Genomic DNA, 13306 nt, shown 5'->3' with positions numbered 1-13306 from the left:
CCCCGTCAACGCCCGCACACGGTGCTTCGTTCGCACGTCGGCGAAGAGCAGGGATCACTCGGCAGGGGGAGACGGGAACAACGGCGTGTACCGCCGCCAGAAGCCGAGATAGCGGGTGCCGCCCACCACGATCGAGCCGGCCAGGAAGCCCACGCCGCCCACTACGGAGATCGCGAGGCAGACGAGCAGCGGCAGGCCAAGCCCCAGAGTGATCCCGGCCAACAACAGGCCGAGCAGGGTGGAGTTCACCGCGATGATGAACATCATGCTGCTGCCCAGAACCTGGCTGAAATTCCGCGGCTGGCCGCCCAGGAAGTAGTAGGTGGTCTGGGTGCCGGGCAGGTCGTCGAACCGGGACGCCATCAGGTACGGCGCGACCCCGGGGTCAAGCTCCACGTACGCCGCCCGCAACCTGTTCATCGCCAGCACGTAGGCCAGGTCCTCCATGCTCACATTCGTCACCCGTACCTGGGTGAGGACACCCACGAGCAGGATGATGCCGAGCACCGTGAGGGCGAAACCGGGGAAGCCCTCGTCGAACTGGGTGGCCTGCCCGGCCAGGGCCAGGCTCACCAGCCCGGCCGAGACCAGGTACAGGAACATGCTGATGCGGGTGAGCACCTCACCCTGGGTGGTGCTGCGCGAAGCCAGCAGGCTCCAGTGCTCGGTGGCGAGCAGCTGGGCGCGCACCGCGGGCGGTACCTCCGGGTTCGGGCGGGCCGGCGCCGGTTCCTCGTCGGGCATGCAGCCATAGTGGCCCGCATCCGCCAAGCCGCACAGGGCACCCGGCGTGACAGGGCACGGCGTGAGGGAGCGGACCCACGATAGAGGACACTGGGACCATGAGCGTGATTGAGAACTCCAAACTGGCCATCGTCGGCGCCGGCGCCGTCGGCACATCCCTGGCCTACGCGGCCCTGATCCGCGAGTCCGCCCGTGAGGTGGCTCTGTACGACATCAACTCGGCCAAGGTGGCCGCCGAGGTGCTCGACCTCGCACACGGCACCCAGTTCACCGGGGCATCCAGGGTCACCGGCGGCGATGACCTCGACGTGGTGAGTGGCGCCAACGTCGTCGTGATCACCGCCGGCGCCCGCCAGCATCCCGGCCAGTCCCGCCTCGAGATGGCCGGCGTGAACGTCGAGATCCTGCGCGACCTGATGCCCAAGCTCGTCGAGCGGGCCCCCGACGCCATTTTCGTCCTCGTCACCAACCCCGTCGACGTGCTCGCCGTGGCCGCCCAGCAGTTCAGCGGCCTGCCGCCGGCGCGGGTGTTCGGCTCCGGCACCGTGCTCGACTCCTCCAGGCTGCGCTGGATGCTCTCCGAACGCGTCGGCGTGGCGATCTCCAACGTGCACGCCCTCATCGTCGGCGAACACGGCGACTCCGAGTTCCCGCTCTGGTCGCAGGCGCGTATCGGGCCGATCTCGCTGGCCGACTGGATGCTGGCCCGCGGCGCCACCGGACCGGCGCAGGGCAGCGGATCTGTGCCGTTCTCCGAGGCCGAGTTCGAGTCGATCGCTGACGAGGTCAAGAACGCTGCCTACAAGGTGATCGAGGGCAAGGGCGCCACCAACTACGCCATCGGCCTCTCCGGCGCCCGCATTGTCGAGGCGGTGCTGCGTGACGAGGGAGCCATCCTGCCGGTCAGCTCGGTGCTCACCGACTACCGGGGTGTCAGCGGGGTGGCCCTGTCGGTGCCCAGCGTCATCGACGCCAGCGGTATCGCCCGCGTCATCGACGTGCCGTTCTCGGCCAAGGAGCAGGCGCTGTTCGAACACTCCGCCGCCACCCTCCGCGCCTCCCTCGACACCCTCGGACTGGCCTGACCCGTGGAACCGAAACTCGGCTACGGCTGGACCGAAGACAAGATTCCCGACCTCACCGGCCGCACCGCCATCGTGACCGGAGCCAACTCGGGTTTGGGCTTCGTGACCGCGGCGCAGCTGGCCGCGCACGGCGCATCCGTGACCCTGGCCGTGCGGGACGGCGCCAGGGGAGCGGCGGCCGTGGAGCGGATGCGGGATCGCCTGCCGGATGCCGATCTGTCGGTTCGAGTGCTGGACCTGGCCAGCCTGGTCTCGATTGCCGCTTTCGCCGAGGAGTTCATCGCCGGCCCCGGTCGTCTCGACCTGCTGGTGAACAACGCCGGTGTGATGAACCTGCCCGAGCGGCGCACCGTCGATGGTTTCGAGATGCAGTTCGGCACCAACCACCTGGGTCACTTCGCACTGACCGGGCGGCTGCTTCCGCTGCTGGTGGCCGGCCCGGATGCGCGCGTGGTGACGCTGTCGTCGACGGTGCACCGCATCGGACGGATGAACTTCGACGACCTGATGGGCACCAGGCGCTACCGGCCGTGGCCGGCGTACGGGCAGAGCAAGCTCGCCAACCTGTTGTTCACCAGCGAGCTGCAGCGCCGGTCGGCGGCCGCGAAGCTGTCCCTGCGGGCGATGGCTGCGCATCCGGGCTTCGCCCTGACGAACCTGCAGACCGCCGGTCCTGCCATGCGCGGTGCGAAGACCACCACCAGGCGCAGCCGCCTGATGGCGACGCTGACCCGGGAATTCGCCCAACCGGCGGTGTGGGGTGCGTTGCCGTCGCTGTACGCGGCCACCCTGCCCGGGCTGGCCGGCAACTCGTTCGTCGGGCCGGAGGGGTTCGGGCAGCAGCACGGGCATCCGGTGCCCGTCACACGCTCCAAGCGCGCACAGAACACCGACGACGCCCGCCGCCTCTGGACGGAGAGCGAGCGCCTCACCGGTGTGACCTACGTCTTCGCCTGACCCGGAAGGGCCCGAGACCCTTGCAATATGGAGGGGATGACGGGAATCGAACCCGCGCCATCAGTTTGGAAAACTGAGGCTCTACCATTGAGCTACATCCCCATGTGCCACACCTGCTGGCACTCGAATATCGTAGTACAGGTTTCGGTGCGTGATTTCCCCAGCGCCGACAAACACCCCGGAACGCGCCCGGAATCCGCTCAGGGACGCCCCGGGCTGCGGGTGGTGCACTAGACTGACGGAGGTCAATCCGCCTGTCGCGTGAGTATGCGTGCCAAGTTGGTGGCCCCAACGGGTGAGATGACATCCGGGGCGTAGCTCAGCTTGGTAGAGCGCTCGGTTTGGGACCGAGAGGTCGCAGGTTCGAATCCTGTCGCCCCGACCATCACCCCCCTGCACATCTGTCGAACATAATCTGTCGAACACAGGAGATTTAAACGTGAAGTCCACGGTAGAAAAGCTGAGCCCCACGCGCGCCAAGGTCACCATCTCGGTGACTCCGGAAGAGCTGAAGCCCAGCATCACCCACGCCTACGGGCACATCGCCGAAGACATCAACATCCCCGGCTTCCGCAAGGGCAAGGTCCCGCCCGCCATCATCGACCAGCGCGTCGGCAAGTCCGCCGTGCTGGAGCACGCGGTCAACGAGAGCCTCGACGGTTTCTACCGCAAGGCCGTTGACGAGCACAAGCTGCGCCCGCTCGGCCGTCCGGAGGCCGACATCGTCGAGTGGCCCAGCGACAAGGACTTCTCCGGAGACTTGCAGCTGGCCATCGAGGTCGACGTGCGTCCCGAGATCGACCTGCCCGTCTACGAGGGCATCAAGCTCACCGTCGACGCCGTCGAGATCTCCGACGATGAGGTCACCGAAGAACTCAACACCTTGCGCAGCCGCTTCGGCACGCTGATCACGGTCGACCGTCCCGCCACCTCGGGCGACTTCGCCCAGATCGACCTCGTCGCATCCGTCAACGGTGTCGAGGTCGACAACGCCAGCGGCATCTCCTACGAGGTCGGCTCCGGCGACCTCATCGAGGGCATCGACGAGGCCCTCGAGTCCCTCACCGCCGGTGAGACCACCACCTTCGCCTCCAAGCTGCTCGGCGGCGACCACGAGGGCGAGACCGCGGAGATCACCGTCACCGTCATCGCTGTCAAGGAGCGCGAGCTTCCCACCGCCGACGACGACTTCGCGCAGATCGCCAGCGAGTTCGACACCATCGACGAGCTCACCGAGAGCCTCAAGGTCCAGGTCGGCCGCTCCAAGGTCTTCGGCCAGGGCAACCAGGCCCGCGAGCTGCTCATCGAGCAGCTGCTCTCCTCCGTCGAGGTCCCGATCCCCGAGGCCATCATCGCCGACGAGGTGCACCGTCACCTCGAGGGCGAGAACCGCCTCGAAGACGAGACCCACCGCGCCGAGGTCACCGAGGCCAGCGAGAAGACCTTCCGTCAGCAGATCCTGCTCGACACCATCGCCGAGGCTGAGAAGGTCAAGGTCAGCCAGGACGAGCTCACCCAGTACCTGATCCAGGGTGCCTCGCAGTACGGCATGGACCCGAGCGAGTTCGTTCAGGCCCTGTCCGGCAACGGCCAGATCCCGTCCATGGTCGCCGAGGTCGCCCGCAACAAGGCCCTCGCGATCGCCCTGGGCAAGGCCGAGGTCACCGACTCCAACGGTGCCTCCGTCGACCTGTCCGAGTTCACGGCCGTCGTCGACGACGAGCCTGCAGCCGACGAGGCTGCTTCTGACGAAGCCGCCTCTGATGAAGCCGCCTCTGATGAAGCAGCCGAGGAGGCCCCGGCCGCCGAGGCCAAGCCGAAGAAGAAGGCTGCTGCAAAGAAGTAACCCCGACGCCTGATGGCGCTGGTAAACGGGTCGGATGTCTGCGGACATCCGGCCCGTTCTGCGTGTACCGCCGCCGGCGTGAATCTGCCGAGGGCGAACAGAGCCTTTTGCGCGCGTTGGACCCTATAGATTCATTCTGAAGCGACAAGCGAAACGGAGCGCGACATGGCCGAAATGGCACTTACACCCGGCGTTTTTGACAAACTGCTGGCCGACCGCATCATCTGGCTCGGCTCAGAGGTGCGAGACGACAACGCCAACGAGATCTGTGCCAAGATCCTGCTGCTGGCCGCAGAGGACTCGCAGCGGGATATCTTCCTCTACATCAACTCACCCGGTGGCTCGATCACCGCGGGCATGGCAATCTACGACACCATGAAGTTCGTATCGAACGACATCGTCACCGTGGGAATCGGACTGGCGGCCTCGATGGGCCAGTTCCTGCTCTCCTCCGGCACCAAGGGCAAGCGGTACATCACCCCGAACGCGCGCGTGCTGTTGCACCAGCCGTCCGGTGGGTTCGGCGGCACGGCGGCCGACATCCAGACCCAGGCCAAGGTCATCCTCGACATGAAGAAGCGGATGGCAGAGCTCACGGCCGAGCAGACCGGCAAGTCGGTCGAGCAGATCCTCATCGACAACGACCGCGACAACTGGTTCACCGCCCAGGAAGCCCTGGACTATGGATTCGTTGACCACCTGCGCGAATCTGCGACGCAGGTTGTCGGCGGCGGCGGCACCGACGACTCAGTGAACAAGAAGTAGGACGGGCAGAAAATGGAATTCACTAATTTTGGCCACCAGGCCGGCAGAATGGCGCCCGGTGGAATGGCACCGCAGGCCCCGCAGTCGCGTTACATCCTCCCCACCTTCGAGGAGCGCACCGCCTACGGCTACAAGCGCCAGGACCCGTACGCCAAGCTGTTCGAGGACCGCATCATCTTCCTCGGCGTGCAGGTTGACGATGCCTCGGCCGACGACGTCATGGCCCAGCTCCTGGTCCTCGAGAGCCAGGACCCCGACCGCGACATCGTGATGTACATCAACTCGCCCGGTGGCTCCTTCACCGCCATGACGGCGATCTACGACACCATGCAGTACATCCGTCCGCACATCCAGACGGTCTGCCTCGGCCAGGCGGCCTCCGCCGCCGCCGTGCTGCTGGCCGGTGGAACACCCGGCAAGCGCCTCGCGCTGCCGAACGCCCGTATCCTCATCCACCAGCCGTCGGCCGGCGGCCAGGGTGGCGGCCAGGCCTCCGACATCGAAATCCAGGCGGCCGAGATCCAGCGGATGCGCGAATGGCTTGAAGAGACCCTCGCCGGTCACTCCAACCGCACCAAGGAGCAGGTCCACAAGGATATCGACCGCGACAAGATCCTCGGCTCGAAAGAGGCCCTCGAATACGGTCTGATCGACCAGATCCTGACCAGCCGCAAGAACGTGCCCACGCTGGTCAAGTAGTACCGCAACGGACGGGTTGGCCCTCTGGTCAGCCTGTTCACCGAACGGCGCGTCGCCCCGAGGCGGCGCGCCGTTTCGCATTGTTCCGTGGCTGCACGCATCTGTCACACGCACAAGCTAGGCTCGAATTCAGCGTCATTGATGGAGGAGGCTCACGGATGGCCCGAATAGGCGAGAGCGCCGACCTGTTGAAGTGTTCTTTCTGCGGAAAGAGCCAGAAGCAGGTGCAGCAGCTCATTGCCGGACCCGGCGTGTACATCTGCGATGAATGCGTTGAGCTCTGCAACGAGATCATCGAAGAACGTCTGGCCGAGGCCGGAGCCGAAGAAGTCGGCAGCGAATTCGAGCTGCCCAAGCCCCGGGAGATCTTCGGATTCCTCGAGGAGTACGTCATCGGGCAGGAAGCCGCCAAGCGCGCCCTCGCCGTGGCCGTCTACAACCACTACAAGCGCGTGCGCAGCCGCGCCACCCTGACCGCGGCGGACGCCATCCATGACGACGTCGAGATCGCCAAGTCCAACATCCTGCTGATCGGCCCCACCGGTTGCGGCAAGACCTACCTCGCCCAGACCCTCGCGAAGCGGCTCAACGTGCCGTTCGCCGTCGCGGATGCCACGGCCCTCACCGAGGCCGGCTACGTGGGTGAAGACGTCGAGAACATCCTCCTCAAGCTCATTCAGGCCGCCGACTACGACGTGAAGCGCGCCGAGACCGGCATCATCTACATCGACGAGATCGACAAGATCGCCCGCAAGGCCGAAAACCCGTCGATCACCCGCGACGTGTCCGGGGAGGGCGTGCAACAGGCGCTCTTGAAGATCCTCGAGGGAACCGTCGCCTCGGTGCCGCCGCAGGGCGGCCGCAAGCATCCGCACCAGGAGTTCATCCAGGTGGACACCACCAACGTGCTGTTCATCGTTGCCGGCGCCTTCGCCGGGCTCGACGACATCATTTCCCAGCGTGCCGGCAAGAAGGGCATCGGCTTCGGCGCCCCGCTGCACAGCAAGGGCGACGACATCAACCTCTTCAGTGAGGTGCTGCCGGAAGACCTGCACAAGTTCGGGCTGATCCCCGAATTCATCGGCCGGCTGCCCGTGGTGACCACGGTCACCCAACTCGACCAGGTCGCCCTGATGCAGATCCTCACGGTGCCCAAGAACGCCCTGGTGCGCCAGTACCAGCGCATGTTCGAGCTCGACGGTGTGGAACTGGACTTCGAACAGCCCGCGCTCGAGGCCATCGCCGACCTCGCGGTCCTGCGCAAGACCGGTGCCAGAGGCCTCCGCGCCATCATGGAGGAGGTGCTCGGACCGATCATGTTCGAGGTACCGTCTGCCACGGATGTCGCCCGCGTCGTGGTCACCCGCGAATCGGTCCTCGAGAACGCGGCTCCCACCATCGTGCTGCACTCGGCTCGGCGCGAGGAGAAGTCCGCGTAACCGGTCCCGTCCGCCCCGAACCGCCCCCGACCTCACATCGGGGGCGGTTCTGCGTCCACGGTCGATTACGTTTACGGCCGGTTAGTCGAGCCCGCGGCGGTCGAGCAGGGGCTGGATGTGCGCGTCGCGACCGCGGAAGGACCTGTAGGCGACCAGCGGGTCGCCGCTGCCGCCCACGCCGAGCAGCCGGTCACGGAACCTGTCACCGTTGGCCCGGGTCAGGCCGCCGTTCTCGGTGAACCAGGCCACGGTGTCCGCGTCGAGCACCTCGCTCCAGATATAGGAATAATAGCCGGCGTCGTAGCCGCCGGAGAAGGTGTGCGCGAAATATGTGCTCGCGTACCGGGTGGGGACCACGGGGTTGTCCAGGCCCACCGCGGCCAGCGCGGCCGCCTCGAAGGCAGCCACATCCGCCACGGTGTCGTCGGCGGTGATGCGGTGCCAGGCCTGGTCGAGCAGGGCGGCGGCAAGGTACTCACTGGTGGCGAATCCCTCGTTGAACGTCGCCGATTCGCGGATGCGGTCCACGAGCTCCTGCGGCATGGACTCGCCGGTGCGGTAGTGCCTGGCGTAATTCGCCAGGACCTCGGGCCAGAGCATCCACATCTCGTTGACCTGGCTCGGGAATTCGACGAAGTCCCTGTAGACATTGGTGCCGGCGAAGCGCGGGTAGGTGACCTGCGCGAAAAGACCGTGCAGGGCGTGCCCGAACTCGTGGAACAAGGTGGTGACCTCGTCGAAGGTGAGCAGGGTGGGGGAGCCAGCGGCGGGCTTGGGCACGTTGAGGTTGTTGGTGACGATGGTGGGAGTGCCCAGCAGGGTGGACTGCGAGACCAGCGCGTTCATCCAGGCACCGCCGCGCTTGGAGTCGCGGGTGTAGAAATCGGCGATGTACAGGCCCACCGGGGAGCCGTCCTCGTTCGCGACCTCGAAAACGCGAGCCTCGGGATTCCAGGCGGTGAGGTCGGGCCGTGCGGTGAAGGTGATCCCGTAGAGCCGGGTGGCAGCGTAGAAGACCCCGTCGTGCAGCACCCGCTCCAGTTCGAAGTACGGCCGCATGGCGCTCGTGTCGACGTCGTACCTGGCCTGTCGTACCTTCTCGGTGTAGAACGCCCAGTCCCAGGCAGCGAGCTCGAAGTCGCCGCCAGAGTCTCGTACCGCGGCCTGCAGCGCCTGCTGTTCGTCGCGCGCGTTGCGTGCCGCGGCGGGCGCGAGTCGATCCAGCATCCCGGCGACGGCTTCCGGGGACTTCGCGGTTTCGTCGGCCGTGACGTATGCGGCGTGGCTGGCGAAGCCGAGTAGCCGCGCGCGCCGGGCTCGCAAGCGGGTGATCTCGAGCACCAGCTCGCGGTTGTCGTGCTCGCCGCCGCGGATGCCGCGTGACCGGGACGCGGTCAGCAGGCGTTCCCGAACCGCGCGGTTGGTGAGCGAGGCGAGGTACGGATGGCTGGTCGGCAGCACCAGGGTGATGACGTACTTGCCGGTAAGACCCCGTTCGGCGGCGGCGCCGGCGGCCGCCGAGATCTCGCCGTCGCCGAGCCCGTCGAGCTCGGCGACGTCGTCGATCACGACGGCGAGGTCGTTGGTGTCGGCGAGCAGGTTCTTCTCGAACCGGGTGGTGAGGGTGGACAGACGCATGTTCAGGTCGCGCAGGGATACTTTGTCAGCGTCAGAGAGCGCCGCGCCGGCGAGGGTGTACTCGGTGTGATATCGCTCGAGCAGGTACGCGGTCTCCGGGTCGAGATCCAGGGAATCACGTCGCTCCTGCAGCGACGCGATACGGGCGTACAGCGCAGGGTCGAGCCGGATGGCGTCGGCGTGCGCTGCGAGCAGCGGTGCGAGCTCCTCCTCGAGTGCGGTGCCGAACTCTGTGGCGTCCGACGAGCTCAGCGAGAAGAACACCGTGGCCACGCGCTGCAGAACCTGTCCGCTGCGTTCGAGTGCGATGAGGGTGTTCTCGATGGTCGGCTCCGCGGGGTCTGCCGTGATGGCCGTGATCTCGGCGAGCTGCTCGGCCATCCCGGCGTCGAACGCCGGACGATAGTGCTCGTTGCGGATCTCACCGAAGGGGGGCAGCTGGTAGGGCAGGGTGCTGGGAGCAAGGAAGGGATTCGCGGAGTCGGCCATGGACCCAGCCTAGGACGCCGGTTGACGGGGCCGCTCACAACGGGGCCAGGCGTCGTACAGTGGCGGCATGAACAGTGTCGGCACGAGCAATGGAGGCCGGGGTGACACCCCGGAGCGACAGGAGACCGCACCTCGTGCCGGGCATCCGTTCGGTCACGAGCACCCGCAACGGGTGTTGACCTGGCGCACCGCCGAGAATTCCGCCGGCTACCTGCTCCCGCACTTGCGACCCGGCCTCAGCCTGATCGATGTCTCGAGCGGAGCGGGCACCGTCACGCTCGATCTGGCCCGACGGCTCGCGCCGGGCTCCGTTCTCGGCGTGGACACGTCGGCCCTGGCCGTGCAGCAGGCGGCGGGCCTGGCCTTCGATGAGGGAGTGCACAACGCCAGGTTCGCGGTCGGGAACGCCTACGCGCTGCCGGCGGAGGACGCATCCGTGGACATTGTGCACGCGCACCAGGTGTTGCAGCACCTGGACAACCCGGTGGCGGCGCTGCGTGAGATGAGGCGGGTCCTCAAGCCCGGCGGCATCCTCGCCGCCCGCGATGCGGACTACGGTGCCGTGGCCTGGTACCCGAAGCTGGCCGGGCTCGGCTCGTGGATGCAGGTGTACCGCGCGGTGCACAGCTTCGACGGCGGTGACCCCGACGCCGGTCGGGCGTTGAAGGCCTGGGCCAGGCAGGCCGGCTTCGACACGGTGAGCGTGAGCGCGTCGATCTGGTGCTTCTCGTCGGAGGCGGAGCGGGAATGGTGGGGCGAATCCTGGGCGGCGCGCGTGATCGAGGCGGACTTCGCCGCTCACGCCATCGAGTCCGGGGCCGCCCGGCTGAGCGACCTGCACGAGATCAGCGCCGCGTGGCACCGGTGGGCCGAGGATCCGGACGGCTGGTTCTGCATGCCGCACGGCGAGATCATCGCCGTCCAACCGTCCTGATCCGCCGGCACAGTGCGGTAGAAATGGTACCGATGCCCATTCTCACGTCCCTCCAACTCTGGGCCGAGTCGTTCCCCGACCAGGTCGCCGTGGCCGTTGACGACGACAAGGTCAGCTATGCCCAGTTGCGCCAACGCATTCTCGACCACCCCGGCAGCACCGGCCTCACCGTGCTCAACAGGGTCAACAGCATCGACGTCGTCGCTGACTTCCTCGCGGCTGTGTCGGGCAGCGGATGCGTCGCCATGCTCGACCCGCACTGGCCGGCAGAGCAGCGCGCCGAGGTCGAGGGGCGCCTACGCGGCATCGCCACCGGATCCGATGCGCGCAGTGCGCCGGGTGCGTCCGGTCCTGGAGGAGGCACCGCGGGGCGTCTTACCGACGGTCCGGCAGAGTCCACCTTCCTCTACGGATTCACCTCGGGAACAACCTCCCTGCCCAAGGCCTTCCGCCGCACGCGGCGGTCCTGGCAGCGGTCACTCGAGCACAGCGCCGAGGTGCTGCACCTCACCCGGCATGACCGCACGCTCGCGCCGGGTCCGCTCACGGCCAGCCTCAACCTCTACGCGTTGGCCGAATCGCTGCAGGCCGGCGGCAGCTTCCATACCCTGGAGAGGTTTGATGTGGCGGCAGTGCTGGGCTGCCTCGAGCGGGAACGGATCAGCAGGCTGGTGGCCGTTCCGACCGTGCTGCGGATGCTCGCCGACCGGGCGGTGGCGGCCGGCCGGGTGGATCGCGGGCTCACCTGCATCGTGAGCGGTGGGGCCAGGCTCGACGCGGCCACCACCGGGCTGCTGCAACGGTGGGCGCCCCACGCCACCATCGTGAGCTATTACGGCGCCGCCGAACTGGGCTTCGTCGCGGCGTCGTCGGTGGCCCCTGGCGACGCTGCCGGCAGCGCCGTCGCCGGCGCCGACAGTGCCGTGGGCCAGCCCTTTCCCGGGGTCAGCATCCGCATCGCGGACGACGACGGCCGACCGCTCCCCGCCGGTGCGACCGGAACCATCCAGGTTGCCAGCGACTTCGTCTGTGACGGCTACCTGTGGGGTGATGACGGAGAGGCTTTTACACGCGTCGGCGCGTGGTGCACGGTCGGCGACCAGGGCTTTCTCGACGAGTCCGGCGTGCTGCACGTGCTGGGTCGCCGTGCCGACATGATCGTCAGCGCCGGCACCAATGTGTATCCGCAGGAGGTGGAGGCCGCCCTGCACCGGGTGCCAGGAGTGCAGGCCGCCGTGGTGACGGGATGCGCCGATGCCGTCGTCGGCACCCGGGTCGTCGCCGCCGTGATCGCCGCGCCCGTGGTGGACGCCGCCCGGCTCCGGAACGCCTGCATCTCAGCGCTGGCCGGCGAGCACCGGCCGCGTGATTTCTTCCGGCTGACCGAGCTTCCCGTGACGACGGCCGGCAAGGTCAGTCGCGGCCTGCTGGCCCGGTGGATCGAGGAGGAGGACCCCCGTGTCGTTCGCCTCCGCTGATCCGCTCAGCCCCACGCCGGGTGTCATCCCTGATGACCGGCAGCCCGTCATCCTGCTGGGCCGTCGCACGGCGTTCACCCGTTTCAACGGGGCCCTACGCGGCGTGACCGCCGCAGAGCTGCTGGCGCCGGTGCTCGAGGCAGTCCTGGCCGACAGTGGCCTGCCCGCCGCAGACGTCGATGACGTGATCATCGGCAATGCCGTGGCCGGCGGCGGCAACGTGGCGCGACTGGCCCTGCTCACGGCGGGACTTCCGCCGGCCGTTCCCGGGGTGACCATCGACCGGCAATGCGGATCGGGCCTCGAGGCCATCGTTCTCGCCTGCCGGCTCGTGCAGGCCGGTGCCGGCAGCCTGTACCTCGCGGGCGGGGTCGAGAGCACGAGCACGGCTCCGCTGCGAGCCCACCGGCTCAGTTCCACGGACGGCGCCCCGGATTTCTACGACCGGGTGCGATTCTCGCCCGACGACATCGGCGACCCGGACATGGGCGTTGCGGCAGAGACGGTCGCGGCCGCCTACGGCATCGAACGCGAGCGGCAGGATTCCTTTGCCCTCCGAAGCCACCGGCTCGCTGTTGCGGCCGGGCAGGCGGGCGCGTTCGCCACCGAGATCGTCGACGTTGAGACGGCGAACGGGCCGGTCTCGGTGGATTCCGGACCGCGGCCGACCTTGACCCCGAGCCTCCTGGCCCGGTTTCCGGCGGTGTTCACTGCTGGGGGAACGGTCACGGCCGGTAACTCCTGCGGCGACGCGGATGGCGCCGTGGTTGTGGTTGTCACCAGCCGGGCGCGGGCGGCCTCTCTCGGCGCATCCGGTTGCCTGGCCTTCGTAGATGCGGTGCCGGCGGGCGTCGACCCCAACCTGCTCGGGATCGGCGGCGGGGCGGCTGCGCTCAGACTCTTCGCCCGCACCGGTGTATCGGCCGCGCAGCTGGGCCGGGTCGAGTTCACCGAGGCGTTCGCGTCGCAGACGCTGGCATCGCTGGACCTGATAGCGGTCCCGGTGGAGCGCGCCAACCTGCAGGGCGGTGCCATCGCGCTCGGGCACCCCTACGGAGCTTCCGGCGCGCTGCTGGTTCTGCGCCTGCTCAGCCAGTGCCGCGCCGAGGCTTCGGCGGGTGAGCTATCCCTGAGCGCCCTGAGCATCGCGGGCGGACTGGGGCTCGCCGCCCTGTGGCGGTGGGAGAGCTAGGGCGCTGGGAGAAAACGGGCAGTGGCGGAACAAGGGCAGT

Annotated in this window: 11 protein-coding genes and 2 tRNA genes; 10 read left to right on the top strand and 3 right to left on the bottom strand. The window is 67.8% G+C overall.

Features of this window, described 5'->3' with window-relative positions:
• Positions 1-54: 54 nt before the first annotated feature.
• Entirely contained in the window at positions 55-744 is a 690-nt protein-coding gene (locus E3O57_RS09555; RefSeq protein WP_103479562.1) for a hypothetical protein, read from the bottom strand.
• A gap of 98 nt (positions 745-842) precedes the next feature.
• Between E3O57_RS09555 and E3O57_RS09550 the strand changes: the two genes are divergently transcribed.
• Together E3O57_RS09550 and E3O57_RS09545 are read left to right on the top strand one after the other, a co-directional pair.
• Positions 843-1829, top strand: a complete 987-nt coding sequence (locus E3O57_RS09550; protein WP_103431987.1) for an L-lactate dehydrogenase — start codon at positions 843-845, stop codon at positions 1827-1829.
• 3 nt (positions 1830-1832) lie between these two features.
• Positions 1833-2786 carry an oxidoreductase gene (locus E3O57_RS09545; protein WP_103479561.1) on the top strand — a complete coding sequence of 318 codons (954 nt, stop codon included), beginning with the start codon at positions 1833-1835 and terminating at the stop codon, positions 2784-2786.
• Positions 2787-2814: 28 nt separating this feature from the next.
• Here the strand turns inward: E3O57_RS09545 and E3O57_RS09540 are convergent.
• Positions 2815-2888: transfer RNA gene (locus E3O57_RS09540), tRNA-Gly, on the bottom strand.
• A gap of 206 nt (positions 2889-3094) precedes the next feature.
• Between E3O57_RS09540 and E3O57_RS09535 the strand changes: the two genes are divergently transcribed.
• The 5 genes from E3O57_RS09535 to clpX all read left to right on the top strand — a co-directional run bounded on the left by E3O57_RS09535 (position 3095) and on the right by clpX (position 7535).
• Positions 3095-3171: transfer RNA gene (locus E3O57_RS09535), tRNA-Pro, on the top strand.
• A 54-nt stretch (positions 3172-3225) separates the two neighbouring features.
• Positions 3226-4632 (top strand): trigger factor, encoded by a 1407-nt coding sequence (gene tig, locus E3O57_RS09530; protein WP_088456393.1) that lies wholly within the window; start codon positions 3226-3228, stop codon positions 4630-4632.
• A 165-nt stretch (positions 4633-4797) separates the two neighbouring features.
• Positions 4798-5397 (top strand): ATP-dependent Clp protease proteolytic subunit, encoded by a 600-nt coding sequence (locus E3O57_RS09525; protein ID WP_088456392.1) that lies wholly within the window; start codon positions 4798-4800, stop codon positions 5395-5397.
• Between the two features lie 63 nt (positions 5398-5460).
• Positions 5461-6096, top strand: a complete 636-nt coding sequence (locus E3O57_RS09520) for an ATP-dependent Clp protease proteolytic subunit (protein ID WP_174776240.1) — start codon at positions 5461-5463, stop codon at positions 6094-6096.
• A gap of 158 nt (positions 6097-6254) precedes the next feature.
• Positions 6255-7535: an ATP-dependent Clp protease ATP-binding subunit ClpX gene (gene clpX / locus E3O57_RS09515; protein WP_088456390.1), complete on the top strand. Its 1281-nt coding sequence runs from the start codon at positions 6255-6257 to the stop codon at positions 7533-7535.
• A gap of 81 nt (positions 7536-7616) precedes the next feature.
• Here clpX and E3O57_RS09510 read toward each other — a convergent pair whose 3' ends face one another.
• Complete coding sequence (locus E3O57_RS09510; RefSeq protein WP_103479560.1) at positions 7617-9662, bottom strand: M3 family metallopeptidase; 2046 nt, start codon at positions 9660-9662, stop codon at positions 7617-7619.
• A gap of 67 nt (positions 9663-9729) precedes the next feature.
• On the opposite strand from E3O57_RS09510, the gene E3O57_RS09505 reads away from it, so the two are divergent.
• From E3O57_RS09505 to E3O57_RS09495, 3 genes are read left to right on the top strand one after another with little or no spacing between them, the layout of a single operon-like run.
• Complete coding sequence (locus E3O57_RS09505; RefSeq protein WP_103479559.1) at positions 9730-10596, top strand: class I SAM-dependent methyltransferase; 867 nt, start codon at positions 9730-9732, stop codon at positions 10594-10596.
• Between the two features lie 32 nt (positions 10597-10628).
• Positions 10629-12074 carry a class I adenylate-forming enzyme family protein gene (locus tag E3O57_RS09500; protein WP_103479558.1) on the top strand — a complete coding sequence of 482 codons (1446 nt, stop codon included), beginning with the start codon at positions 10629-10631 and terminating at the stop codon, positions 12072-12074.
• Positions 12055-13266 (top strand): thiolase family protein, encoded by a 1212-nt coding sequence (locus E3O57_RS09495; protein WP_088456386.1) that lies wholly within the window; start codon positions 12055-12057, stop codon positions 13264-13266. Before E3O57_RS09500 ends, E3O57_RS09495 begins: the two co-directional genes overlap by 20 nt.
• Positions 13267-13306 lie beyond the last annotated feature (40 nt).

This window comes from Cryobacterium sp. TMN-39-2, assembly GCF_004402745.1.
Taxonomy (GTDB): domain Bacteria; phylum Actinomycetota; class Actinomycetes; order Actinomycetales; family Microbacteriaceae; genus Cryobacterium; species Cryobacterium zongtaii.
Note: the sequence above shows the minus strand (reverse complement) of the source record. Positions and strands in the feature narration are given on the sequence as shown.

What these genes read in the sequence shown, in the direction of transcription:
- E3O57_RS09520 (WP_174776240.1), top strand. Translation starts at nt 5,461, where the DNA reads ATGGCACCGCAGGCCCCGCAGTCGCGTTACATCCTCCCCACCTTCGAG.
- E3O57_RS09525 (WP_088456392.1), top strand. Translation starts at nt 4,798, where the DNA reads ATGGCCGAAATGGCACTTACACCCGGCGTTTTTGACAAACTGCTGGCC.
- E3O57_RS09505 (WP_103479559.1), top strand. Translation starts at nt 9,730, where the DNA reads ATGAACAGTGTCGGCACGAGCAATGGAGGCCGGGGTGACACCCCGGAG.
- clpX (WP_088456390.1), top strand. Translation starts at nt 6,255, where the DNA reads ATGGCCCGAATAGGCGAGAGCGCCGACCTGTTGAAGTGTTCTTTCTGC.
- E3O57_RS09500 (WP_103479558.1), top strand. Translation starts at nt 10,629, where the DNA reads ATGCCCATTCTCACGTCCCTCCAACTCTGGGCCGAGTCGTTCCCCGAC.
- E3O57_RS09555 (WP_103479562.1), bottom strand. Translation starts at nt 744, where the DNA reads ATGCCCGACGAGGAACCGGCGCCGGCCCGCCCGAACCCGGAGGTACCG.
- E3O57_RS09510 (WP_103479560.1), bottom strand. Translation starts at nt 9,662, where the DNA reads ATGGCCGACTCCGCGAATCCCTTCCTTGCTCCCAGCACCCTGCCCTAC.
- E3O57_RS09550 (WP_103431987.1), top strand. Translation starts at nt 843, where the DNA reads ATGAGCGTGATTGAGAACTCCAAACTGGCCATCGTCGGCGCCGGCGCC.